This is a genomic window from Pseudomonas sp. TE3786, assembly GCF_054057335.1.
Genome location: NZ_JBSRZF010000024.1, coordinates 1 through 20,541 on the forward strand (window position 1 = coordinate 1; position 20,541 = coordinate 20,541).

Below are 20,541 nucleotides of genomic sequence, written 5' to 3' on the forward strand. Positions count from 1 at the left end.
CAGGCTGGCTCAGGGAAATACGCATAACGCCGCATTCTGGGTCCCAGCCTTCGCTGGGACGACGGGTGATGGGGTTAATGACGGGGGTTAAAGCCTGGCGGTTTCATGGCCAACCACTGCGCAGACGCTAGCGCGCTCCACACCACCGTCCCCCTGCAAGCACCGTCATCCCAGCGCAGGCTGGGATCCAGGCTGGCTCAGGGAAATGCGCACGACGCAGCATTCTGGGTCCCAGCCTTCGCTGGGACGACGGATGATGGGGTTAATGACGGGGACTAAAGACTGGCGGCTTCATGGCCAACCACTCCTCAGACGCTGGCGCGCGCAACACCACCAGCATCCCAGCAAGCATCGTCATCCCAGCGCAGGCTGGGATCCAGGCTGGCTCAGGGAAATACGCACGACGCAGCATTCTGGGTCCCAGCCTTCGCTGGGACGACGGATGATGGGGTTAATGACGGGGACTAAAGCCCGACGGCTTCATGACCAACCACTCCTCAGACGCTGGCGCGCTCAACACCACCAGCATCCCAGCAAGCACCGTCATCCCAGCGCAGGCTGGGATCCAGGCTGGCTCAGGGAAATACGCATAACGCCGCATTCTGGGTCCCAGCCTTCGCTGGGACGACGGGTGATGGGGTTAATGACGGGGGTTAAAGCCCGACGGCTTCATGGCCAACCAATGCGCAGACGCTGGCGCGCGCAACACCACCAGCATCCCCGCAAGCACCGTCATCCCAGCGCAGGCTGGGATCCAGCTGGCTCAGGGAAATACGCATAACGCCGCATTCTGGGTCCCAGCCTTCGCTGGGACGACGGATGATGGGGTTAATGACGGGGGTTAAAGCCTGGCGGTTTCATGGCCAACCACTCCACAAACGTCTGCATCCGCTCATCCGCCAACAACACCTCGCGGCTGTTGTAGGTCAGCGCCAGTTCCTTCTCGCTGAACAAGCGATGAATCTGGTTATGGCAGGCCCGACACACCCACAGGGTGGCGGTGATGCGTGCGCTTTTGCCGAACCGTTTCTGCACATAGGGCTTGTTGTGCAGGGCCTTGGGGATCAGGTGATGGCGGGTCAGCGGCACAGGTCGCCGGCACAGTTCGCACTGGTCCGGTTGCGGCGGCAGGCGTATCGGCTCAGGCATGGTGGCCAGTTAGCGTTTGCGGCACAGCGTCAGGCCGTCACCGAGGGGCAGCAACGACAGGTCGACGCGCTGATCGGTTTTCAGCCGTCGGTTGAGGTTCTGGATGGCACGGGTATCGGCGCTGTCCGGTGCCTGTTCGAGCACGCGGCCGCTCCACAGGGTGTTATCGAACAAAATCACCCCGCCTTTGCGCACCAGAGCCAGGGCGTGCTCCAGATAAATCGGGTAGTTGGCTTTGTCGGCGTCGATAAAGATCAGGTCGAAGCTTTCGCCGCGCCCTTCCCGCTCCAGCTGCCCCAAGGTTTCCAGCGCCGGTGCCAGGCGCAGTTCGATGCGCTCTTGCACTGCGGCTTGGAACCAGTAGCGGCGCGCAATGTGGTTGTAGTCGCCGGGCAGATCGCAGCACAGCAGGTGACCGTCTTCAGGCAAGGCGCTAGCCATGCACAGGGCGCTGTAGCCGGTAAAGGTGCCGATTTCCAGCAGACGCTTGGCACCGGTCAATTTCACCAGCAAGGCAAGAAACTGGCCCTGCTCCGGTGCCACTTGCCAGCGCGCCATGGGCAAGGCCTGGGTTTCTTCGCGCAGGCATTTGAGCAAAGGGGTTTCACGCAGGGAAACATCGAGCAGATAGCTGTACAGCGCATCATCGAGCGCAAGGGTTCGAGCGGTCATGGGGTCCATCCTGGGCAGTGAAACGGCACAGCTGTTATTGCCGGTGGGTCACGGCGTCCGTGCCAACCGGTCTGGCCCCAGAACGCGCTTGGCGTCGAGGTAACTTTTCATCCAATAAGCGGTAGAGAGACTGTCCAGGCGCACGGTGCCGCCGCTGGACGGCGCGTGGACAAAACGCCCTTCACCGACATAGATGCCGGCATGGCTGACCTTGCCGCCACCGGCCGTGGCGAAGAACACCAGATCACCGGCCTGCAGCGCCTCACGTTTGATGCTCGGCGCGCGCAGGCTGATCAGCTCGGAGGTGGAGCGCGGCAGCGAGATGCCGGCCGCGTCGCGGTACACATAGCCGATCAGGCCGCTGCAGTCGAAGCCGCTGTCCGGAGTGTTGCCGCCGTAGCGGTATGGCGTGCCCACCAGACCGAGGGCGCGAAACAGCACATCGCCCGCCGCATCGCTTTGTTCAACGCTGGGCGGGGCATAGACGATGGGTTTTGAAGGGGTTGGCGAGCTGGCGCAGGCAGAAAGCAGCGCAGCGAGTAACGCAAGAATGACGCGGGCCGGAGCGGGCATAAGCGAGGCGGCTCAGAGGTGGTTCGGCGTACTCTGCCCTTGAGACGCGCGGGGTGCAAGAGCTGGTTGGGCAACCATCCACTTCGCCGGAGCGGTTTTAGCCGCGAATCCTGCCAACAAAGAAACCAAAATCATCGCGGCTGAAGCCGCTCCTACAAGCACATGGGGGAAGCCAAAAACACAAAACCCCCGATTAACGGGGGTTTTGTTGTCGGGCGAAACGCACTTACGGATGCAGTGGGTTACGGCTGACTTGAGCAGTGTTCACCGAGGCCAGTGCCAGTGCACGTTTGGCTTCGATAAAGGTACGGCTCCAGTATTTGTCGTCCAGGCTGTCTACCCGCACGCCGCCGCTCTTGCTGCTGCTGGAGTGGATGAACTGGTCATCGCCCAGGTAGATACCGGCGTGGCTGACGCGGCCACGGCCACGGGTGCTGAAGAACAACAGGTCGCCCGGTTGCAGATCATCACGCGCCACCAGCGGGGCATCGAGGTTGATCATTTCGCGGGTGGAACGCGGCAGGCTCATGCCCGCCTCTTCCTTGAACAGATAACCGATAAAGCCGCTGCAGTCGAAGCCGGTGTTGGCCGAGGTACCACCGAAGCGGTAACGGGTGCCCACCAGCGACAGGCCATGGGCCAGGATGCTGTCCGCGAAAGACGGGAGTTGGTACGGTTGGTCCTGAGCAAAATCCGGCAACGGGTCAAGGCCGTCGTCCTCTTCAGCCATCTGCTGGCTGACGTTTTGCTTTGGAGCTTCAGCTACTTGCGGGGCCGGCTGATAGCTGGCGCAGGCCACAAGAAACACTGAAAGTGCTAGGGGCACGAGGGGTGCAGAGCGTTTTAGCATGGGCACGACCGTGGACGAAAAGTTTATGAAGGCGCGAATATGCCTTCCATAACGGTTATATGCAAATTTAATTGGCCGGAGTGTGACTCAGTAGTATCGGCAAAACATCTAACGCTTTTCCGCGAATATGGACGTCCACAAATGGGCTCAAAGCCCCGTCCTGCGGGTTGATCTCCAGGGTAAAGCCCCCTGCCTGACGGGTGCGCAGCACCGGCTCGGCGATATACGGAAAGCTCGCGGTGGTACCCACGGCGATAACCAGGTCAAAACCCTTGCGAAGCTCGTGGTAGAGCGTTTCGATGGCTTTCTCGGGGAGCATTTCTTCGAACAGAACGACCGGCGGTCGGAGAATCCCCGCACATTGTTCGCACCTCGGTGGCAAGGGGCGGTCCAAGTGGCCCGCCAATTCCTCGCTCACCGCCCCACAGGATTGACAGTACAGCGGTGCCAGCTCGCCGTGGATCTCGATCAATCGCTCGGGGTCGCAACCCGCCTGACGGTGATAGCCGTCGATATTCTGCGTCAGCACCCAGCACCCGGGTTTGCGCCGCTGCATTTCGGCAATGGCGTAATGGCCAGCGTTGGGTTTGGCGTTCAGGCAGGCGCGACCAAGCTCGGCCAGGTACTTCCAGCACAGCGCCGGATCGCGCTGCAGCATCGGTCCGGACAGCGCCGCCTCGATGGGGATGCCTTCCGCCGTTTCGCCGTTATACAGGCCGCCAAGGCCGCGATAGGTCGGCAAGCCCGAGTCGGCAGACAACCCCGCGCCGGTGATGATCAACATGCGCTCGGCGCGCTGCAGGGCTTCAACTAGACGTGGGTCGGTCACCAAACACCTCATCTTGTGGGAGCGGCTTTAGCCGCGATGCTTGTGATGTTTGCGTTTGCAGGAGCCGCGGCTGACGCCCTGCCACAAAAACCGATGACTCAATGATTGACCGTATGCGCCAACATCCACGACAGCTGCGCCAAGCACCGGCCACTCTGCTCGTGCCAGGTATTGAACGCGGCCTGAACGGCGGCCAGGTCCTTGAGACTGGTGGGTGCCTTGTCGATGATGTCCTGGGCTTTGAGGGCGGCGACCATATCGTCGGTCGGGATAAAGGTGTCCTTGCCAGCCATACGCAGAAAGCGCGGTGCCGACAGCCCGCCCAGCTGACTGCCGTGTTTGGCCAGGTATTTCCACAGGCCGACGATATCGGTCACCGGCCAATCAGCGATCAGCGCGCCGAAACTGCCCTGTTCTTTTGCCACATCCAGCACGAACTGCGCATTACGCGGCACGCTCTTGAGCTTGCCCAGGTGGCGGATGATGCGGGTGTCCTGCATCAGCCGTTCAAGGTGGTCAGCGCCCATCAGCACGACCTTTTCCGGGTCGAAAGCGAAGAACACTTGCTCGAACGCCGGCCATTTGGCGTCGACCAGGCTGTGCTTGAGGCCGGCACGAAAAACCCTTAACGCAATCAAGGACAAATAACGGTCGTCGGTGATTTTGCGCAGCTGCGCTGGGGTTTTGACACTGGGCAGCTGGGCGTCGAGCTTGGCCTGTGAGCCAAAGCGGTTAAGGCAGTATTCGTTCAGCCATTTGTAGTCGCGCATGCCGCTTCCTTATATGGCCGTGGGACGCAGCTGCGTGCACATGGCCTTCTATATATAGGTGCCTGTCGGATTACAGGTTCATCACGTCGAGAAACCGCGACGGTGCGCTTTCGTCGATGCGCAGATTCTCGAAGTCGAACAGCTTGCGATCAGCCAGTTGCGAGGGCATTACGTTCTGCAGGGCGCGGAACATGATCTCGGTACGACCCGGGGTTTTGCGCTCCCACTCCAGGAGCATTTCCTTGACCACCTTGCGCTGCAGGTTTTCCTGCGAGCCACAGAGGTTGCACGGAATGATCGGGAAGCCTTGCAGGTCGGAGTAGGCCTCGATGTCCTTCTCGCTGCAGTAGGCCAGCGGACGGATCACCACGTTGCGGCCGTCATCGGCACGCAACTTGGGCGGCATGGCCTTGAGGGTGCCGCCGTAGAACATATTGAGGAAGAAGGTTTCCAGGATGTCGTCGCGGTGGTGCCCCAGGGCCATCTTGGTCGCGCCGATCTCGTCGGCGAAGGTGTACAGGGTGCCGCGGCGCAGGCGCGAGCACAGCGAACAGGTGGTCTTGCCTTCCGGCACCTTGTCCATGACCACCGAGTAGGTGTCCTTTTCCACGATGTGGTACGGCACACCAATGCTTTCCAGGTACTGCGGCAACACGTGTTCAGGGAAGCCGGGCTGCTTCTGGTCCATGTTCACAGCAACGATTTCGAACTGGATCGGTGCCACTTTCTGCAGGTGGAGCAACACGTCGAGCATGGTGTAACTGTCTTTCCCGCCCGACAGGCAGACCATCACCTTGTCGCCGTCTTCGATCATGTTGAAGTCGGTAACAGCCTCGCCAGCCTGACGGCGCAGGCGTTTCTGCAGTTTGCTTTGATTAACCGAAAGGGTGCCCATGGTGCGATGCGGTCCGGAAGGTACGAAAAGATGCGGCATTTTACGCAGAAAGGTAGAAATGCCCTACCCCACTGCGCGTTAAAAACGCTCGACCACCTCCGCCCCCCGTAGGAGCGGCTTCAGCCGCGATGCTGTTGATCTTCGATGGAGCGACCAACTCCGCTCCCAGCGGCTAAAGCCGCTCCTACGGGTCACACGCCTATTTGGCGGCGTTCAGATCCCAGTCAAAGCGATAGCGGATCTTGCCCTCGAAAGCCTTGAGCTTCAGCGCCAGGGCCGGCTCGGCGTATTTGAGCAGGTGCTCGCGCACACCGTTTTCGCCACCGAAGTCATCGGCGTACCAGTCATAAATCCGCGACAGCACCAGCTTCTTGTCCTCGAAGGCGACGCCACGCGGGTCATTGATATAGGCGCGGGCACCGTCATTCAGCTGCTGCTCGGTGTTTTTCGTGCTGAGGGTAAAGGCCGGCAGGTTTGGGCAACCCAGGCTGGCGCAGTTGAGGACGTAGAACACCCGGGGATCTTTCCACAACGGGCGCAGGATGCGGTGTTGGATATCGTTGAGGCTGAGCTTCTGGCCAGCCACTTCGGTGACCTTCTTGTCCCACGGGCCGAACTGGTACCAGGCACCCAGGCTGGTGATCGAGTCCACCGGGTATTTCTTCAGCACCAGCTGGGTGACCAGGGCGTTGTACAGGTTCACCCAGTAGGCGAACTGTTCGGCACGGGTGAACTGGCGTGGATCAAGGTCGCTGAGCTGCTCGATATAGACGTCCAGCAAACGCCGGTGCACCGAGTCGACATGGGCATAGTCGAAGCGCGCGATGCCGTCTTCGGGGCTGGTTTTCAGGTAACGGGTCAGCAGTTCCTGCCAGGCGCTATGGTCGATATGGGCGGCGCGACTTTCATCGCTGGCGTTCCAGATATCCCACGGATCGGCAGACGGAGCGGCCCACACAGCATTGGAAAGTAGGCCAGCAAACAGCAAAGAGGCGATAACGAACAGGGTGCGCAACCGGCGCATACGATGATTCTCCATGACGGCTACACGGGCCGTAGTCTGCTGGGTGGGACAGGTCTGAACCTTGCGAGTTCCACCACACAAGCCGTTGCGGTGGCTGTGCTAGGCTGCGGCCATGACTGCCAACCCCGCCTCCCCCCCCTCTGCCGACCTGGACAACAGCCTGGACTTGACCGAACAGGTGCTGCAATTGCTGCGTGAATCGCCCGACGGCTGCAGTGAATACCAGCTGATTCAGCAGCTGAAAAAACGCCACTCCACCCACATTCCGAACCTCGGGCTGGCCGACAAACTGGTGCTGTTCCGCACCCACTTCCTGTTGTTCAACGCCCTCTACCGGCTGCGCGACCGCCTCTGGCAGGAAGAAAGTGCGCACCTGGCGATCAATCCGTTAAGCCTGCAATTGCTGCCTTATGTCGCGGGCCAGGCGGCGCTTAGTGAAGCGGATCCGCTGCGCACCTACTACCTAGATACCAGCCATTTGCACGACACCAACGAAGGTGATGTGGAGAAACTTCTCACCAGCTTCTGGAAACGTATGCAAGGTGGTGACGAAAAGCGTGCAGCGCTGGAACTGTTCGAGCTCGACAACAGTACCCAGACGCTCAATCTCGCCACTATCAAACAGCGTTACCGGCAACTGGTCAGCCAGCACCATCCGGACCGCGGCGGTAGCACTTCCAGGTTGCAGTCGATCAATCTGGCGATGGAAATTCTTACCCGCTATTACCGCTGAACTTTAGAGACTGATTTGCTCTAAAACCACGTCCCACGCGGCCTCCAGCCCCTGCCTATACTGCGACATACGGTCGCATTGGTTCGGCCCTGCACCCAGTAACGCTAATCACGCGTGCCGGGCGCTACGCTGGGGGGCGACCGTTATAACAAGAGGAGGTGTCTCGTATGATCCATCACGTTTGGGGGCTCTTCGCGCATCCAGATCAAGAGTGGCAAGAGATCCGCGGCGAAGAAGAAAGCATCAGCCATATGTATCTCACCCATGTGCTGATCCTCGCTGCGATTCCCGCAGTTTCTGCCTATATAGGAACAACCCAGGTGGGCTGGACGGTGGGCAATGGCTCGCCGGTCATGCTCACCGAAGCCAGTGCCCTGTGGATGACGGTCATGACCTACCTGGCGATGCTCGGTGGGGTGGCGGTCATGGGGGCGTTTATCAACTGGATGGCGCGCACCTACGATGCCAGCCCCGATATGGGCCGCTGTATCGTCTTTGCTGCGTATACCGCAACACCGCTGTTTATCGGCGGCCTGGCGGCGCTCTATCCGAACCTGTGGCTGGCCATGTTCGTCGGTACGGCGGCCATCTGCTACACGGTGTACCTGCTGTACGTAGGCATACCGACCTTTATGAACATTCATCAGGACGAAGGCTTTCTGTTCTCCAGCTCGGTGCTGGCGGTGGGCCTGGTGGTGCTGGTGGCGATGATCGCGATGTCGGTGATCTTCTGGGAAATGGGCGTAGGCCCGGTCTATACCAGCTGAACATCAGCAACTGACACGCCCATGAACAGGACAACAAAACCGCCGTTTGGCGGTTTCGTTGTTTTAGGCAAGTGGCCCGCGATGCGCTTGGGCATAATCGCCTCCGTTATCCGGAGGAACTCGATGCCCGAACTGCTTAATGCTCGTGTCGAGGCTTGTTACCAGCAAGCCGAAGCGTTTTTCAGACGCCGCTTTACCCGCCCCGAAGTCAGCCTCAAGTTACGTGGGCAAAAAGCCGGGGTGGCCCACCTCGATGAAAACCTGCTGCGCTTCAACCCCCAGCTGTACCGCGAAAACCAGGAACACTTCCTCAAACAGACCGTGGCCCACGAGGTCGCGCATATGATTGCCCGCGAAATGTTCGGCCGGCATATCCAGCCCCATGGTGAGGAATGGCAACTGATCATGCAGGGCGTTTACGAACTGCCGGCGGATCGCTGTCACAGCTATGAGATCCAGCGTCGCAGCGTGACCCGCTATGTCTACAGCTGCGCCTGCCCCGACCGCGACTTCCCCTTCTCCGCCCAACGCCACACCCTGGTGCGCAAAGGCCGGCGCTACTACTGCCGCAGCTGCAAAGCGACCTTGGTGTTTAGCGGTGAGCAGCGGGAAGAATAGAGCGTTGTCGGGATAGGTATCGCTGCCCCCTCGCCCGTCATCCCAGCGCAGGCTGGGATCCAGATTCCTTCAGGAAACGCCGTTCACTGCAAAACTCTGGGCCCCAGCCTGCGCTGGGCCGGCGGACGTTTTAACGCGAGTTAAACCTACTCAAACACCGGCCGAAAAAAGCTGCGCTCGTAACTGAGAACGCACTGGGTGTCCTTCGCGTACTTAAACGCCGCCAGGCATTCGGCATCCTGCATGGAGTCGATTCGGTACTGTTCGTAGGTTGCCAGGCTGGGAAAGGTAAACAGCGCCAAGGCAATATTGTTGGCACCTTCGGACGGCAGAAAATAACCGTGGTGCTGGCCGCCGAAGCGCTCCACCAGAGGAATCCACAATTTGCCGTAGTGTTCGAATTCGGTGAGTTTGTTGGGGTCGAGCACGTAGCGTAGGTAGCAGGTGACCATCGGGTAGATCTCGATAACGGTGTTTGCAGGAATCGCGGCTGAAGCCGCTCCTACGGAGTGTGCTCTCGGCAGGGGCGGTTTTAGCCGCGATGTTCAGGCAATCACCTTACCAGCCCGCAACGAAGCAATCTGCTCTGCGGTGTATCCCAGCTCTGCCAATACCTGCGCGGTGTGTGCGCCCACAGGCGCACCGATATGCCGAGGCACCGGCAAGCCGCTGGAGAACTTGATCGGGCACGCCATCTGCCGCTGCGGCGTGCTGCCTTCGCGCGGCACTTCCACCACCAATCCACGAGCCTGCAGTTGCGGGTGTTCAACGGCTTCCGCCAGGCTCAACATCGGTTCGACACAGGCATCCAACCCGGCGAAAACTTCGCTCCATTCAGCGAAGTCGCGCTTTTCGAACTCCAGCTGGATTTGCTGCTTGAGCGCCTGCTGCTGTTCTGGCTTGGGCGACAGACCATGGGCCGCCAATTCCGGCCGACCGATGGCGGCGCAAAACTGCTGCATAAACTGGGGTTCCAGACTGCCCACGGAAAACCAGCGGCCATCGCGGGTACGGTAGTAGTCATAAAAGCTGCCGCCATTCAGCGCCTGACTTTGCATCTTCGGCTCTTCGCCACAGGCCAGGTAACCCGCTCCGGCCATGGCGTGCAGGCTGAAGATGCAGTCCGTCATGCTGATATCGATGTACTGCCCCTCGCCCGTCACCTGGCGCTGGATCACGGCTGCCAACAAGCCCATCACACCGTGCAGCGATCCGCCGGCAATGTCTGCGGCCTGGATACCCAACGGCAACGGGCCGCTGTCGATGCGCCCGGTTTGGTCGGCGATGCCGGACAGCGCGAGGTAATTGATGTCGTGGCCGGCGCGGTTTTTGTACGGGCCGGTCTGGCCGTAGCCGGTGATCGACACATAAATCAGCTTGGGATTGATGGCTTTCAGCGCTTCATAGCCCACGCCGAGTTTGTCCATCACGCCGGGGCGGAACTGTTCAAGCACGATGTCGTAGTCCTGCACCAACTGCTTGACCACCTCCACCGCTGCGGCCTGTTTCAGGTCCAGGGCGATGCCGCGTTTATTGCGGTTGAGGTAGGCATGGCTGGCGGACACGCCTTGATCGTGGGGTGGCAACACGCGCACCAGGTCCATGCGGCTGGGCGACTCCACCCGCAGCACATCGGCACCCATATCGGCCAGCAGCAACGAGGCAAAGGGGCCCGGCAACAGGGTGGAGAAATCCAGAATTTTCAGCGACGACAGCGGGCCTTTCATGGCGCTTTCCTTTTTTATTGTCAGCCTGGCTGGTGGTGAGCGAGGGTGGAGTCAGAGCTTCATACCGCGGCTGATGATCTCTTTCATGATTTCCGAGGTGCCGGCGAAGATCCGCTGGATACGCGCATTCGCGTACATCTTGCAGATCGGGTATTCCCACATATAACCCCAGCCGCCATGCAGCTGCACGCCTTCGTCGACCACCTTGCCAAGCAGTTCAGTGGTAAAGAGTTTGGCCTCGGCCGCCACTTCCGGGGTAAGTTTTTTCTGGTTGTGGTCCATCACGCAGCGATCGACAAACACCTGCGCGACGTCCACCTGGGTGCGCATTTCGGCGAGTTTGAAGCGGGTGTTCTGGAAGTGCGAAATCGGCCGATCGAAGGCCTTGCGCTCTTTGACGTAGTCGATGGTCACCTGCAACGCCGCCTCCGCGCCGCCAACTGCGCCGCAAGCGTTGGTCAGGCGTTCCTGGGCGAGCATATTCATCAAATAGAAGAAGCCGCCCTTGGCGTCGCCCAGCAGGTTTTCCTTGGGCACTTTGACGTTATTGAAGAACAGCTCGGCGGTGTCCTGGCTCTTCATGCCGAGCTTTTTCAGGTTGCGCCCGCGCTCGAAACCTTCCATGCCGCGCTCCACCAGAAACAGGCCCATGGCATGTTTATTGGCTGGATCGGTCTTGGCCGCGACAATCACCAGATCGGCCAGCAGGCCGTTGGAGATAAACACTTTGGAGCCGTTGAGTTCGTAGTGATCGCCCTTGTCGACCGCGGTGGTTCGCATGCCCGCCAGGTCAGAGCCGGCGCTGGGTTCGGTCATGGCCACGGCGAGGATGCACTCGCCACGAATGATGCCCGGCAGAAACCGCGCTTTCTGTTCGGCATTGCCGTAATCGGCGATATAGGGACCGCACAGCGCCGAGTGCAGCGGCAGCATAAAACCGGCCTCGTTAATATTGGCCAGTTCCTCGCACATGATCTGCTCGTAGCGGAAATCCTTCAGGCCACTGCCACCGTATTCCTCGTCGGCCCAGGGCAGCAGAAAACCCATTTCGCCGGCCTTCAGCCACACTTCCCGGCTGACCACCCCGGCCTCTTCCCAGGCATCCTGATGGGGCACCACTTCCTTCTGCAAAAAGGCGCGAAACGCCTCGCGAAACAGGTTGTGTTCGGTCTCGAAATGAATGCGTTGCATCGGGTGGCTCCCTGCGAATTTATTGTTCCGCAGGGTAGGCACCGCTCAGCGCAGGGCTCAATGACGCAAGTGCTCAAGGGCGGTTGACGTATTCGGTCAGGGAGAGCGCCCCTTTGCGCGGGGATCGCGGCTGAAGCCGCTCCTACGGATTTTTAGCCGCGATGCTGTCAGCGGCGAGTAATCAGGCCCTGGCGCGCCACGCGCACCAACTCCCTCACACAGCTTTCGAGGTTTGCGGCGCTCGGTGCCTGCACCACCGCCAGGTCGAAACTGTCGCGGGCAAAGCGCTGCAGCGATTCATTGTCGCCGACGAACTGGATCTGCAAGGTACGCGGCCCGCCCCAACGCTTGGGCCAGCCTTCGAGGTAGCGCAGCAGAGTCGGTTGATGGTGACCGCCGAGGAGGATTTTCGGGTTGCGCAAGGCCAGGCCGCTGGTGATGGGGGCCAGGCGCAGCAAAGGACGAAGATTCAACGGAGCAACAGCAGGTGTTGGCGCAAGGGCCAGGGAGTTGGGGGCATTGAGTACTGTAGGGGCATTCATGTACGGGTCTCTCGCCTCAAAAGCTTCGCAGGAAGCGGTGAGAGGCGGCACCGAACCAGCGCTTTAGCGGTATTTCGAAGCAGGCCCCTGTTCAGGTGCAGCTGTCTTCGCTGAGCGCCCCGCAAGTAGCTGTTTAAATCGGCGCTGGCGGCAATCCTAGGGAAGCCGGCGCCAGGCTGTCAACCCTGGGGCTTGCCCGCTATGGCTGAGGGTGCCAACCCATCCTTAGGTTAGGTCCGGTACGTTATCTGGAAATATCCCGGCTGCCCTGGTGCCAGCAAGGCACCCTTTATGCCAGGCAAAAGTGGCCATCCGCAGCAGGGGTCGTTTCAGCCAGTAACAGGGGAAACAGGGAAAATTGTCGGACAAAAACCGCGCGCATGCAGAAAAACACCGACCTAGAGCTACCCCCGGCGTTGCGCTTGTAGTGGCATGAATCCTGTACTACCGCTCTGGCTGATGTACGCGCCCTGGATGGGCGTGGGGGCTTGCCCTGGATGGCGACAACTGCCTTATTCATCCCTTGCGAGAGCGCATATGAACAACAATAAAACTCTGCTCGCCCTCTGCCTTGCCTCCGGTTTGCTGATTTCCAATCAGGCGGATGCTGGCTTGTTCGGTTCCACCGGCTACACCCAGACCAAATACCCGGTGGTACTGGCCCACGGCATGCTTGGCTTCGACAGCATTCTTGGCGTGGATTACTGGTATGGCATTCCCTCGGCACTGCGTAGCGACGGTGCCAAGGTGTACATCACCGAAGTCAGCCAGCTCGACACCTCGGAAAAACGCGGTGAGCAATTGCTGGCCCAGGTGGAAGAAATCGTCGCCATCAGCGGCAAACCCAAGGTCAATCTGATTGGCCACAGCCATGGCGGCCCGACCATCCGTTATGTGGCTGCCGTACGCCCCGATCTGGTTGCTTCGGCCACCAGCGTGGGCGCGCCGCACAAGGGCTCGGCCACTGCCGACTTCCTGCGCCAGATCCCGCCGGGTTCGGCGGGTGAAAGCATCGTTGCCGGCATCGTCAACGGCCTGGGCGCATTGATCAATTTCCTCTCCGCCAGCTCCAGCACCACGCCGCAGAACGCCCTGGGCGCACTGCAGTCGCTGAACACGGCGGGCGCGGCGGTGTTCAACGCCAAGTACCCACAAGGCATTCCCACCAGTGCCTGCGGAGAAGGTGCCTACAGTGTCAACGGCGTGCGTTACTACTCCTGGGGTGGCACCAGCCCGCTGACCAACGCCCTGGACCCGAGCGACCTGCTGCTCGGTGCCTCGTCCCTGACCTTTGGCAGCACCGCCAACGACGGCCTGGTGGGCAAATGCAGCTCCCACCTCGGCCAGGTAATTCGCGATGACTACCGGATGAATCACCTTGATGAGGTCAACCAGACCTTTGGCCTCACCAGCCTGTTCGAGACCGACCCTGTCACCGTGTATCGCCAGCAAGCCAACCGCTTGAAAAACGTCGGCCTGTAATTCCCTTGGCAACGGCCGGGCCCGCTCTGGGCCCGGTCACCTGGCCCTCTGGCTGGAGCGCACATCCGATGAAAAAACTGCTGCTGTTGCTGCCCGTTTCCTTTGCCGTCTGCGTGGCGGTGATGCTCTACCTGCAACCGCTGGACAATAACGCCGAGCGCCCGCTGGCCAGTGCGCCGAAATCTGCCACGCCGGTCGCTGCCAGCAAGCCGGCGACAGACCTGGTCAATCCCCAGATCGCCGCCCTGCCCGCCACCCTCGCGCCACTGCCGCCCTCCTTCAAAGGCACCCAAGTGGATGGCAGCTTTCAGGTGGACGGTGCGGGCAACCTGCTGATCACCCCGGACATTCGCCATATCTTCGATTACTTCCTCAGCTCCTACGGTGAGGAGTCACTGAAAGACAGCGTCAAACGCCTGCGCGCCTACATTGCCAGCCAACTGCCGCAACCGGCCCAGGAACAGGCACAAGGTCTGCTGAACCAATACCTCGAGTACAAGCGCGACCTGGTGCAGCTGGAGCGCGACTTGCCGCAAATGGCCGACCTCGACGCCCTGCGCCAACGCGAAAGCGCCGTGCAAGCGCTGCGCGCCCGGCTGTTCAGCGCCGAGGCACACCAAGCCTTCTTTGCCGGCGAAGAGGCTTACAACCAATTCACCCTGCAGCGTCTGGCCATCCAGCACGACAACAAGCTGGACGCCGCCGCCAAGGGCGCAGCCATGGACCAACTGCGCGCCAGCCTGCCGGAAGAACTGCAGGAAGCGGTGCTGCCGCAATTGCAGAACGAACTGCACACGCAAACCGAACAGTTGCGTGCCCAAGGTGCCAGCGCCGAACAGGTGCGCGCCCTGCGTCAGCAACTGGTCGGTGGCGAAGCCACCAGCCGCCTGGAAGCCTTGGACCAGCAGCGTGCTGGCTGGAAACAACGGATCGCCACCTTCGCCGCCGGCAAAGCGCAGATCGAAAGCCAGAAAGGCCTGAGCGACAGCGATAAACAAGCCGCCATCCAGCAGCTGGCCAACGAGCAATTCAACGAAAACGAACGGCTGCGGCTGGATGCGGCGGTGCCGTTGTCTGCCAGCAACCCTTAACGTCGGTATTACCGCACGCACAAAAAAGCCCCGCACTAGGCGGGGCTTGTTCATTGCCGTTCGATCAACCAGCGATCTTGCGATCCAGGGAGAACTTGCCGGCACCTTCAACCAGCAGCGCGGCGCTGATGGTGGCCAGGATCAGGGCGTATTCAAAGCCGTTGGTGGCCATAAAGAAGCCGTTGCCGATATGCACGGCGAAGATCGCCACCAGCATGGCCACGATCAGCGACGCCGCAGCCGGGCGCACCAGCAGGCCGATCACCAGGGCCAGACCGCCAAAGAATTCGGCGCTGCCGGCCAGCAGGGCCATCAGGTAGCCAGGGGTGATGCCGATGCTGGCCATCCATTGACCGGTGCCTTCGAGGCCGTAGCCGCCAAACAGGCCGAAGAGTTTTTGCGAGCCGTGGGAGGCGAAGGTCAGACCGGTGATCACGCGCAGAATGGTGATGCCGAAGCCGGCGCGGGTAGCGAGTACGGTGTTGATCAGCTTGTTCATGGTGCGTTCCTTGTGTGGAGGCTTGATAGGTGTTGGTGGGCGTAGTTTAAATAATCAATTCGATACTAAAAGCGGCATTTTCGGCTAATACATATCGATTTATTAGATCACTAACGACCCCATCACTTCTTGGAACTGGCTACGTTGTTCTTCGGCACCAACTGCGCACGCTCCCGGTCGTAGGCCAGGTAGTACTTGTTCACCGCATTAACGTAGCTGACGACGCCCATTCCCACCTGTTCCATGGCGATACGTTCGACCTGAAAGAACCATTGGTTGGGATTCAGGCCACGCCGCCGCGCTTCGGCGCGAAAGCCCTGCACCCGTTGCGGGCCCAGGTTATAGGCGGCCAGGACAAAAGCCATGCGCTCGCGCTCGTTGATTTGCGCGCTATTGAAGAAGTTGCGGCGGATCCGGGCCAGGTACTTGGCGCTGGCCTGCACATTGCCTTCCAGGCCTTTTACATCGCTGACTCCGACGCTGCGGGCGGCGGCCGGAGTGATCTGCATCAGGCCGGTGGCACCACCGCTACCGCGGGCCGCCGGATTGAGGGTGGACTCTTTGAACGCCAGGGCGGCCAACGCCAGCCAGTCGATATGCTGTTCGTCGCCATAGCGCTGCAGCACCGGACGGACTTTTTCCAGGCGCTGCCGATCACCCCGGGCCAGCGGGTAATGCACTTTGTACAGGCGCCGGTAGATGCGCTGGAACGCCACGTCCTGGTCGGTGGGGCTGCTGTAGCCGGTTAGAAAGCGGTCGATGGCGGCGCGCAGCATTGGCGCATCGGGGCGCACGAACCAGTTGATATCGCCCTGCTCGCTCAGCACCAGTTGCCGCTCGATGCGCAGATTGGGCATGACCTTGCTCCAACGCTCGGCAATCGGCAGTTCCACCGCGGTATAGGGAAAGATGCCGGCCTCGACCATTTCCAGCACGTCTTCCACGGCCAGCGTCGGGTCGACCCACTCGATGCTGATGGGCGGCAGCTTGCGCAGAGCCAGATGCTGGTTGATCTCTTCCAGGGCCTCCGCCGCGGCGCTGCCCGCCGGCAAGGCCAGGCTACGGCCAGCCAGCTGTTCGATGCGCTGGTAGCGCTTATTGCCCTGGCGGCCAACCAGCACCAGCGGCACATGGGCGCGAATGGCCATGCTGGGGCTGACATCCTGGCCACTGCGGGCATTGAGCAGCTCACCGGGCACCACCAGATCGCCCTCGCCGCGCTGCAGGGCGGCGAGCAATTGGTCTTTGGCTTTAGGGATGATCTTCAGGGTCAGCGGACGACCATCATGGGCGTTGCGATTGAGGTATTGCTCGAAGGCTTTGAGGCGGTGGTATTCGAGGCCAATGGCCTGGCCTTTGACTTCTCCCGAGCTGTTGCGGCTCTGGTTGACCAATACCCGCAGCACCCCGCTGCTGCGGATCTTGCCGAGGTCGCGCACCTCGCTCGGGTGCTGCCAGCCTTCCTGCGGCCCGGCCAGACGCGCAGCCGCCGGCAACGGCAGCAACACCAGGCAGAGTAGAAGCAGCAAGGCTCGCGTCATTCAATCTCCAGGCGCCGGGCCAGAGGCGCTGGGCGGTCGCCGTAAAATTCTGATCGCCTCAAAGTGGCGGGCTCAGGGACTAGTTCCCCGGCAAAAAGGGCGCGGAGGGTCGCACAGCTGGCAGCGGGATGCCAGACAAAGTGTGCAACCGCTTTAACAACACCGCATAACCAGCTGTATTTTATGACTTTATAGATATGCCGACGCAGATGCTAAGCTGCACCGCTTCGCAGTGAGGTAGCACCATGCAACTCATCGACATTGGCGTCAATCTGACCCACGACAGCTTCGCCCAGAACTATGAAGCAGTGCTCGCTCGCGCCTATGAGGCCGGCGTCTGCCAACTGCTACTGACCGGCACCAGCCTGGCAGGCAGCGAAAAAGCTCTGGCGTTGTGTCGGCAAACCGATGAGTACGGCAATCGCCTGTTCAGTACCGCCGGCGTTCACCCGCACGATGCCAGCAGTTGGAACAGTAGCAGCGCCACACAATTGCGCGGGTTATTGCAGGAGGCACAGGTGCGTGCCGTAGGGGAATGCGGGCTGGACTTCAACCGCGATTTCTCGCCGCGCCCGCAGCAGGAGAAAGCCCTGGAGGAACAGTTGGCCCTGGCGGTGGAACTGCAGATGCCGGTGTTTCTTCATGAGCGCGACGCCAACCAGCGCCTGCTGGAGATACTGCGCGACTACCGCGACCGTTTGCCGGCCGCCGTGGTGCATTGCTTCACTGGAGAAAAACGCGCGCTATTCAGTTATCTGGATCAGGACCTGCACATCGGCATCACTGGCTGGATCTGCGATGAGCGCCGCGGCACCCACCTGCATCCGCTGGTGAAGGAAATCCCGCCGGGCCGGCTGATGCTGGAAAGCGATGCGCCCTACCTGCTGCCACGTACCTTGCGGCCCAAGCCGAAGAATGGGCGCAATGAGCCGGCGTATCTGCTGGAAGTGCTCAACGAAGTGGCCAAGCACCGCGAGGAAAGCGCCGAACAGCTGGCCGCCCACACCACCGCATGCGCGCGGGCATTCTTCGGCCTGCCGGAGCTTGAGCCCGAGGCTTAGCCCAGGCTGCCGACCCGCGGTGCCGAGGGGGCGATCTCGCCGATCTTTTCCAGGCGCGCGCGGACGATATTGCGGCTGATATTCAGCAACCGACCGGTCTGCAGCTGGTTGCCGTGGCAGAAGCGGTAGGCGGTGCGAAATACCGTTTCCTCGATGTGCTCGTACAGGTCCGGCAGATTCTGTTCGAACAGCGCGGTCAACGCAGCCTCCAGGTCTGCCGGGCCAGCCACCGCAGGCACCGGGCTGTGGCTAATGGCGTGAGTCGCTGGTGCCTCGTGGCGCACACCGGTCGCACGCATATCCACCAGGTGCAGATCGTTGGGCTGCACCCGCTCGTTGCGGCACACCAGCAAGGCGTGGTGAATGGCGTTTTCCAGTTCGCGGATATTGCCCGGCCAGCTGTGGTTTAGCAGTTTGTGTTCGGCCTCGACGCTCAGGCTGGCGCGTTTGTAGCCTAGGCGCTGGCAGTGTTCTTCCATAAAAAATTCGGCCAGCGGCATGATGTCGCCCGGGCGCTCGCGCAGCGGCGGCAGGCGGATGGTGGCGACGTGCAGACGGTAGAACAGGTCTTCACGGAAATGTCCGGCCACCACGGCATCCGCCAGGTTGACGTTGGTCGCCGCCACCAGACGCACATTGATCGGAATCGGCGTGCGTGAACCCAGGCGCACCACTTCGCGCTCCTGCAGCACGCGCAGCAACTTCACCTGCATATTCAGCGGCAGATCGCCGATTTCATCGAGAAACAGGGTGCCGCCCTTTGCCGCTTCGAACCAGCCGGCCTTGCTGCTGGTGGCACCGGTAAACGCGCCTTTTTCATGGCCAAACAGCTCGCTCTCCACCAGGGTCTCGGCGAAGGCGCCGCAGTTCACCGCAACAAAGGGTTCCTTGCTGCGATTGCTGAGGTTATGGATATGCCGCGCCACCAACTCCTTGCCCGTACCGGTCTCGCCAATGATCAGCGCATTGGCTTCGCTGGGGGCCAGACGTTCGATACGACTCAGCAGTTCTTGTGAGCGGGGGTCTTTGAAAACCAACACGGTGGCACGCACCGACTTGGTCAGTTCACGGGCATTGGGATGGGTGAGCAACGACATAGTGCATACCTGGCAGGCAAGGGGCGCTGGCAGCCATCATGCACGAAGGCAGCATAGATAAAAAAATTATTAATTCATCTTTATATATTCGATTTACATCTATGAGCGATGCATTGCTGCTGGAGCAGCAATGGGTCAGCAGTGGTTGCGCTGGCAACAGCATCAACCCATGGGCCGCCACTGGCCAAAACCACCGCATAACCACGGCAAAGCCAGGCAATACGGGGCTTTCAACGCCTGGCATGCATTCTGCTCTCTGCCTGACAAACGCGGATGTTCCGCCTCAAGGAGAGCGAGATGAACAGATTGTGGCGTAACACCCTGGCAGCGCTGGCGACCCTGGCCGTCAGCCTGGGGGTGCCGGCAGCAGAAAAACCCAGCTCGGTGAAGATTGCCATCGTGGCTTTTACCCAGGGTGGCAAACCTACCTTCGGCGGCATTGCCGGCCGAGTGATTGAAGAAGGCTGGTTGCAGCAGGAACTGGCCAAGCAAGGCGTGCAACTCGAGTGGATCGCCCTGCCCCACGCCGGTGCCGGTCCGCAGATCAACGAAGGCTTTACCAATAACAGCATCGACTTTGCCGTGCGTGGCGACCTGCCCTCGGTTATCGGCGGCGCGGGCGGCGTACCGGGCAAACTGATCGTGCCGGGTGGCAGCGGCAACAATGTCTACCTGGTGGTGCCCGCAGGCTCCACGGCAACAAGCATCGAAGACCTCAAAGGCAAGCGCGTGGCCTTGCACCGCGGCCGGCCTTGGGAGTTTGCCTTCACCAACTTTCTCGCCAGCAAGAACCTCAACCTGAGCGACTTCAAAATCGCCAACCTCAACCCGCAAGTGGGTGCCGCTGCCGTGTCGGCCGGCAAGGTGGATGCCGCCGTGCTGCTGAACGAAGCCTATGCCCTGGAAGACAAAGGCGTCGGCAAGATCATCTGGTCGACCAAACAGGGTGACAACTCCTGGCGCCTGGTTTCAGACCTGTGGGGCACCGACGACTTTATCCAGCGTTACCCGGATATCACCCAGTTGCTCGCCACCGCCTGGGTCAAGGCCGCCTGGTGGATTTCCCAGGAACAGAATCGCGACGCCTACTACCTGCTGTCCTCCAAAGCCGGCACCGCCGAAAGCGTGTTGCGCCGCGATGACGAGGGTGACCCGGTGAGCTGGAAAGAACGCTGGGCACCGAAAAGCAATGATCGGCTCAAAGCCCATTACCAGGCCCTGTCGCACTATGCCTACGAGAACAAGCTGATTCGCGAAGAAGTGGACCTCAGCCAATCCTTCGCCACCCGCTTTACCAACCAGGCACTGATCGATCTGCATCTGGAAGACTACTGGCCAAGCCTCAAAGGCCAGGTCAGCGCCAACCCTTGAGCCGGGTGAAAGCCCTGTGATTTCGACGGGTGCGCACAGCGCACCCCGCTGCATCCTTT

Annotated in this window: 23 protein-coding genes; 8 read left to right on the forward strand and 15 right to left on the reverse strand. The window is 60.7% G+C overall.

The genetic code is table 11. The features are described from left to right. Positions 1-828 precede the first annotated feature (828 nt). The 8 genes from ACVW0Y_RS20905 to ACVW0Y_RS20940 form a co-directional block, all read right to left on the reverse strand. Positions 829-1,149, reverse strand: a complete 321-nt coding sequence (locus tag ACVW0Y_RS20905) for a hypothetical protein (RefSeq protein WP_457441023.1) — start codon at positions 1,147-1,149, stop codon at positions 829-831. A gap of 9 nt (positions 1,150-1,158) precedes the next feature. Further along, positions 1,159-1,821, reverse strand: coding sequence for a class I SAM-dependent methyltransferase (locus ACVW0Y_RS20910; RefSeq protein WP_457441024.1), 663 nt, complete (start codon positions 1,819-1,821; stop codon positions 1,159-1,161). Positions 1,822-1,869: 48 nt separating this feature from the next. After that, a complete protein-coding gene (locus tag ACVW0Y_RS20915; protein WP_457441025.1) occupies positions 1,870-2,394 on the reverse strand; it encodes a C40 family peptidase in 525 nt (174 codons plus the stop codon). A 226-nt stretch (positions 2,395-2,620) separates the two neighbouring features. Next, positions 2,621-3,244 carry a C40 family peptidase gene (locus tag ACVW0Y_RS20920; RefSeq protein WP_457441026.1) on the reverse strand — a complete coding sequence of 208 codons (624 nt, stop codon included), beginning with the start codon at positions 3,242-3,244 and terminating at the stop codon, positions 2,621-2,623. 67 nt (positions 3,245-3,311) lie between these two features. Beyond that, positions 3,312-4,085 (reverse strand): NAD-dependent deacylase, encoded by a 774-nt coding sequence (locus tag ACVW0Y_RS20925; RefSeq protein WP_457441027.1) that lies wholly within the window; start codon positions 4,083-4,085, stop codon positions 3,312-3,314. A gap of 86 nt (positions 4,086-4,171) precedes the next feature. Then, positions 4,172-4,843 (reverse strand): DNA-3-methyladenine glycosylase I, encoded by a 672-nt coding sequence (locus tag ACVW0Y_RS20930; RefSeq protein ID WP_457441028.1) that lies wholly within the window; start codon positions 4,841-4,843, stop codon positions 4,172-4,174. A gap of 70 nt (positions 4,844-4,913) precedes the next feature. After that, on the reverse strand, positions 4,914-5,738 hold the full coding sequence (gene ttcA, locus ACVW0Y_RS20935) for a tRNA 2-thiocytidine(32) synthetase TtcA (RefSeq protein WP_457441029.1): 825 nt from the start codon (positions 5,736-5,738) through the stop codon (positions 4,914-4,916). A gap of 199 nt (positions 5,739-5,937) precedes the next feature. Next, positions 5,938-6,762 carry a DUF547 domain-containing protein gene (locus ACVW0Y_RS20940; protein ID WP_457441030.1) on the reverse strand — a complete coding sequence of 275 codons (825 nt, stop codon included), beginning with the start codon at positions 6,760-6,762 and terminating at the stop codon, positions 5,938-5,940. 112 nt (positions 6,763-6,874) lie between these two features. Here ACVW0Y_RS20940 and ACVW0Y_RS20945 point away from each other — a divergent pair, with 112 nt between their 5' ends. The 3 genes from ACVW0Y_RS20945 (at position 6,875) to ACVW0Y_RS20955 (ending at position 8,880) form a co-directional block, all read left to right on the forward strand. Next, positions 6,875-7,495, forward strand: a complete 621-nt coding sequence (locus ACVW0Y_RS20945) for a DNA-J related domain-containing protein (protein WP_457441031.1) — start codon at positions 6,875-6,877, stop codon at positions 7,493-7,495. A 167-nt stretch (positions 7,496-7,662) separates the two neighbouring features. Further along, the gene (locus ACVW0Y_RS20950; protein ID WP_457441032.1) at positions 7,663-8,262 is read left to right on the forward strand and encodes a Yip1 family protein; all 600 of its coding nucleotides are present in this window, start codon (positions 7,663-7,665) and stop codon (positions 8,260-8,262) included. A 123-nt stretch (positions 8,263-8,385) separates the two neighbouring features. Continuing rightward, positions 8,386-8,880 carry a SprT family zinc-dependent metalloprotease gene (locus ACVW0Y_RS20955; RefSeq protein WP_457441033.1) on the forward strand — a complete coding sequence of 165 codons (495 nt, stop codon included), beginning with the start codon at positions 8,386-8,388 and terminating at the stop codon, positions 8,878-8,880. 146 nt (positions 8,881-9,026) lie between these two features. Here ACVW0Y_RS20955 and ACVW0Y_RS20960 read toward each other — a convergent pair whose 3' ends face one another. The 4 genes from ACVW0Y_RS20960 to ACVW0Y_RS20975 all read right to left on the reverse strand — a co-directional run bounded on the left by ACVW0Y_RS20960 (position 9,027) and on the right by ACVW0Y_RS20975 (position 12,340). Continuing rightward, a complete protein-coding gene (locus ACVW0Y_RS20960) occupies positions 9,027-9,332 on the reverse strand; it encodes an NIPSNAP family protein (RefSeq protein ID WP_457441034.1) in 306 nt (101 codons plus the stop codon). A 93-nt stretch (positions 9,333-9,425) separates the two neighbouring features. After that, the gene (locus ACVW0Y_RS20965; RefSeq protein ID WP_457441035.1) at positions 9,426-10,607 is read right to left on the reverse strand and encodes a CaiB/BaiF CoA transferase family protein; all 1,182 of its coding nucleotides are present in this window, start codon (positions 10,605-10,607) and stop codon (positions 9,426-9,428) included. 51 nt (positions 10,608-10,658) lie between these two features. Further along, the gene (locus tag ACVW0Y_RS20970) at positions 10,659-11,798 is read right to left on the reverse strand and encodes an acyl-CoA dehydrogenase family protein (protein WP_457441036.1); all 1,140 of its coding nucleotides are present in this window, start codon (positions 11,796-11,798) and stop codon (positions 10,659-10,661) included. 167 nt (positions 11,799-11,965) lie between these two features. Further along, positions 11,966-12,340: a class I SAM-dependent methyltransferase gene (locus ACVW0Y_RS20975; protein ID WP_457441037.1), complete on the reverse strand. Its 375-nt coding sequence runs from the start codon at positions 12,338-12,340 to the stop codon at positions 11,966-11,968. Positions 12,341-12,877: 537 nt separating this feature from the next. Here ACVW0Y_RS20975 and ACVW0Y_RS20980 point away from each other — a divergent pair. After that, positions 12,878-13,822, forward strand: a complete 945-nt coding sequence (locus tag ACVW0Y_RS20980) for an alpha/beta fold hydrolase (protein ID WP_457441038.1) — start codon at positions 12,878-12,880, stop codon at positions 13,820-13,822. Between the two features lie 68 nt (positions 13,823-13,890). Beyond that, a complete protein-coding gene (locus tag ACVW0Y_RS20985) occupies positions 13,891-14,913 on the forward strand; it encodes a lipase secretion chaperone (RefSeq protein WP_457441039.1) in 1,023 nt (340 codons plus the stop codon). 64 nt (positions 14,914-14,977) lie between these two features. Here ACVW0Y_RS20985 and ACVW0Y_RS20990 read toward each other — a convergent pair whose 3' ends face one another. Then, complete coding sequence (locus ACVW0Y_RS20990; protein WP_108097586.1) at positions 14,978-15,412, reverse strand: DoxX family protein; 435 nt, start codon at positions 15,410-15,412, stop codon at positions 14,978-14,980. Between the two features lie 122 nt (positions 15,413-15,534). Then, the gene (locus ACVW0Y_RS20995) at positions 15,535-16,953 is read right to left on the reverse strand and encodes a transglycosylase SLT domain-containing protein (protein WP_457441040.1); all 1,419 of its coding nucleotides are present in this window, start codon (positions 16,951-16,953) and stop codon (positions 15,535-15,537) included. Positions 16,954-17,198: 245 nt separating this feature from the next. Here ACVW0Y_RS20995 and ACVW0Y_RS21000 point away from each other — a divergent pair, with 245 nt between their 5' ends. After that, positions 17,199-18,014, forward strand: coding sequence for a TatD family hydrolase (locus ACVW0Y_RS21000; RefSeq protein WP_457441041.1), 816 nt, complete (start codon positions 17,199-17,201; stop codon positions 18,012-18,014). Here the strand turns inward: ACVW0Y_RS21000 and ACVW0Y_RS21005 are convergent. Then, positions 18,011-19,111 (reverse strand): sigma-54 interaction domain-containing protein, encoded by a 1,101-nt coding sequence (locus tag ACVW0Y_RS21005; protein WP_457441042.1) that lies wholly within the window; start codon positions 19,109-19,111, stop codon positions 18,011-18,013. The two genes, ACVW0Y_RS21000 and ACVW0Y_RS21005, sit on opposite strands and share 4 nt — an antisense overlap. Before the next feature lie 38 nt (positions 19,112-19,149). On the opposite strand from ACVW0Y_RS21005, the gene ACVW0Y_RS21010 reads away from it, so the two are divergent. Both ACVW0Y_RS21010 and ACVW0Y_RS21015 read left to right on the forward strand, forming a co-directional pair. Further along, positions 19,150-19,428, forward strand: coding sequence for a hypothetical protein (locus ACVW0Y_RS21010; protein WP_457441043.1), 279 nt, complete (start codon positions 19,150-19,152; stop codon positions 19,426-19,428). Then, positions 19,409-20,482, forward strand: a complete 1,074-nt coding sequence (locus ACVW0Y_RS21015; protein ID WP_457441044.1) for an ABC transporter substrate-binding protein — start codon at positions 19,409-19,411, stop codon at positions 20,480-20,482. Before ACVW0Y_RS21010 ends, ACVW0Y_RS21015 begins: the two co-directional genes overlap by 20 nt. Positions 20,483-20,541: the final 59 nt, after the last annotated feature.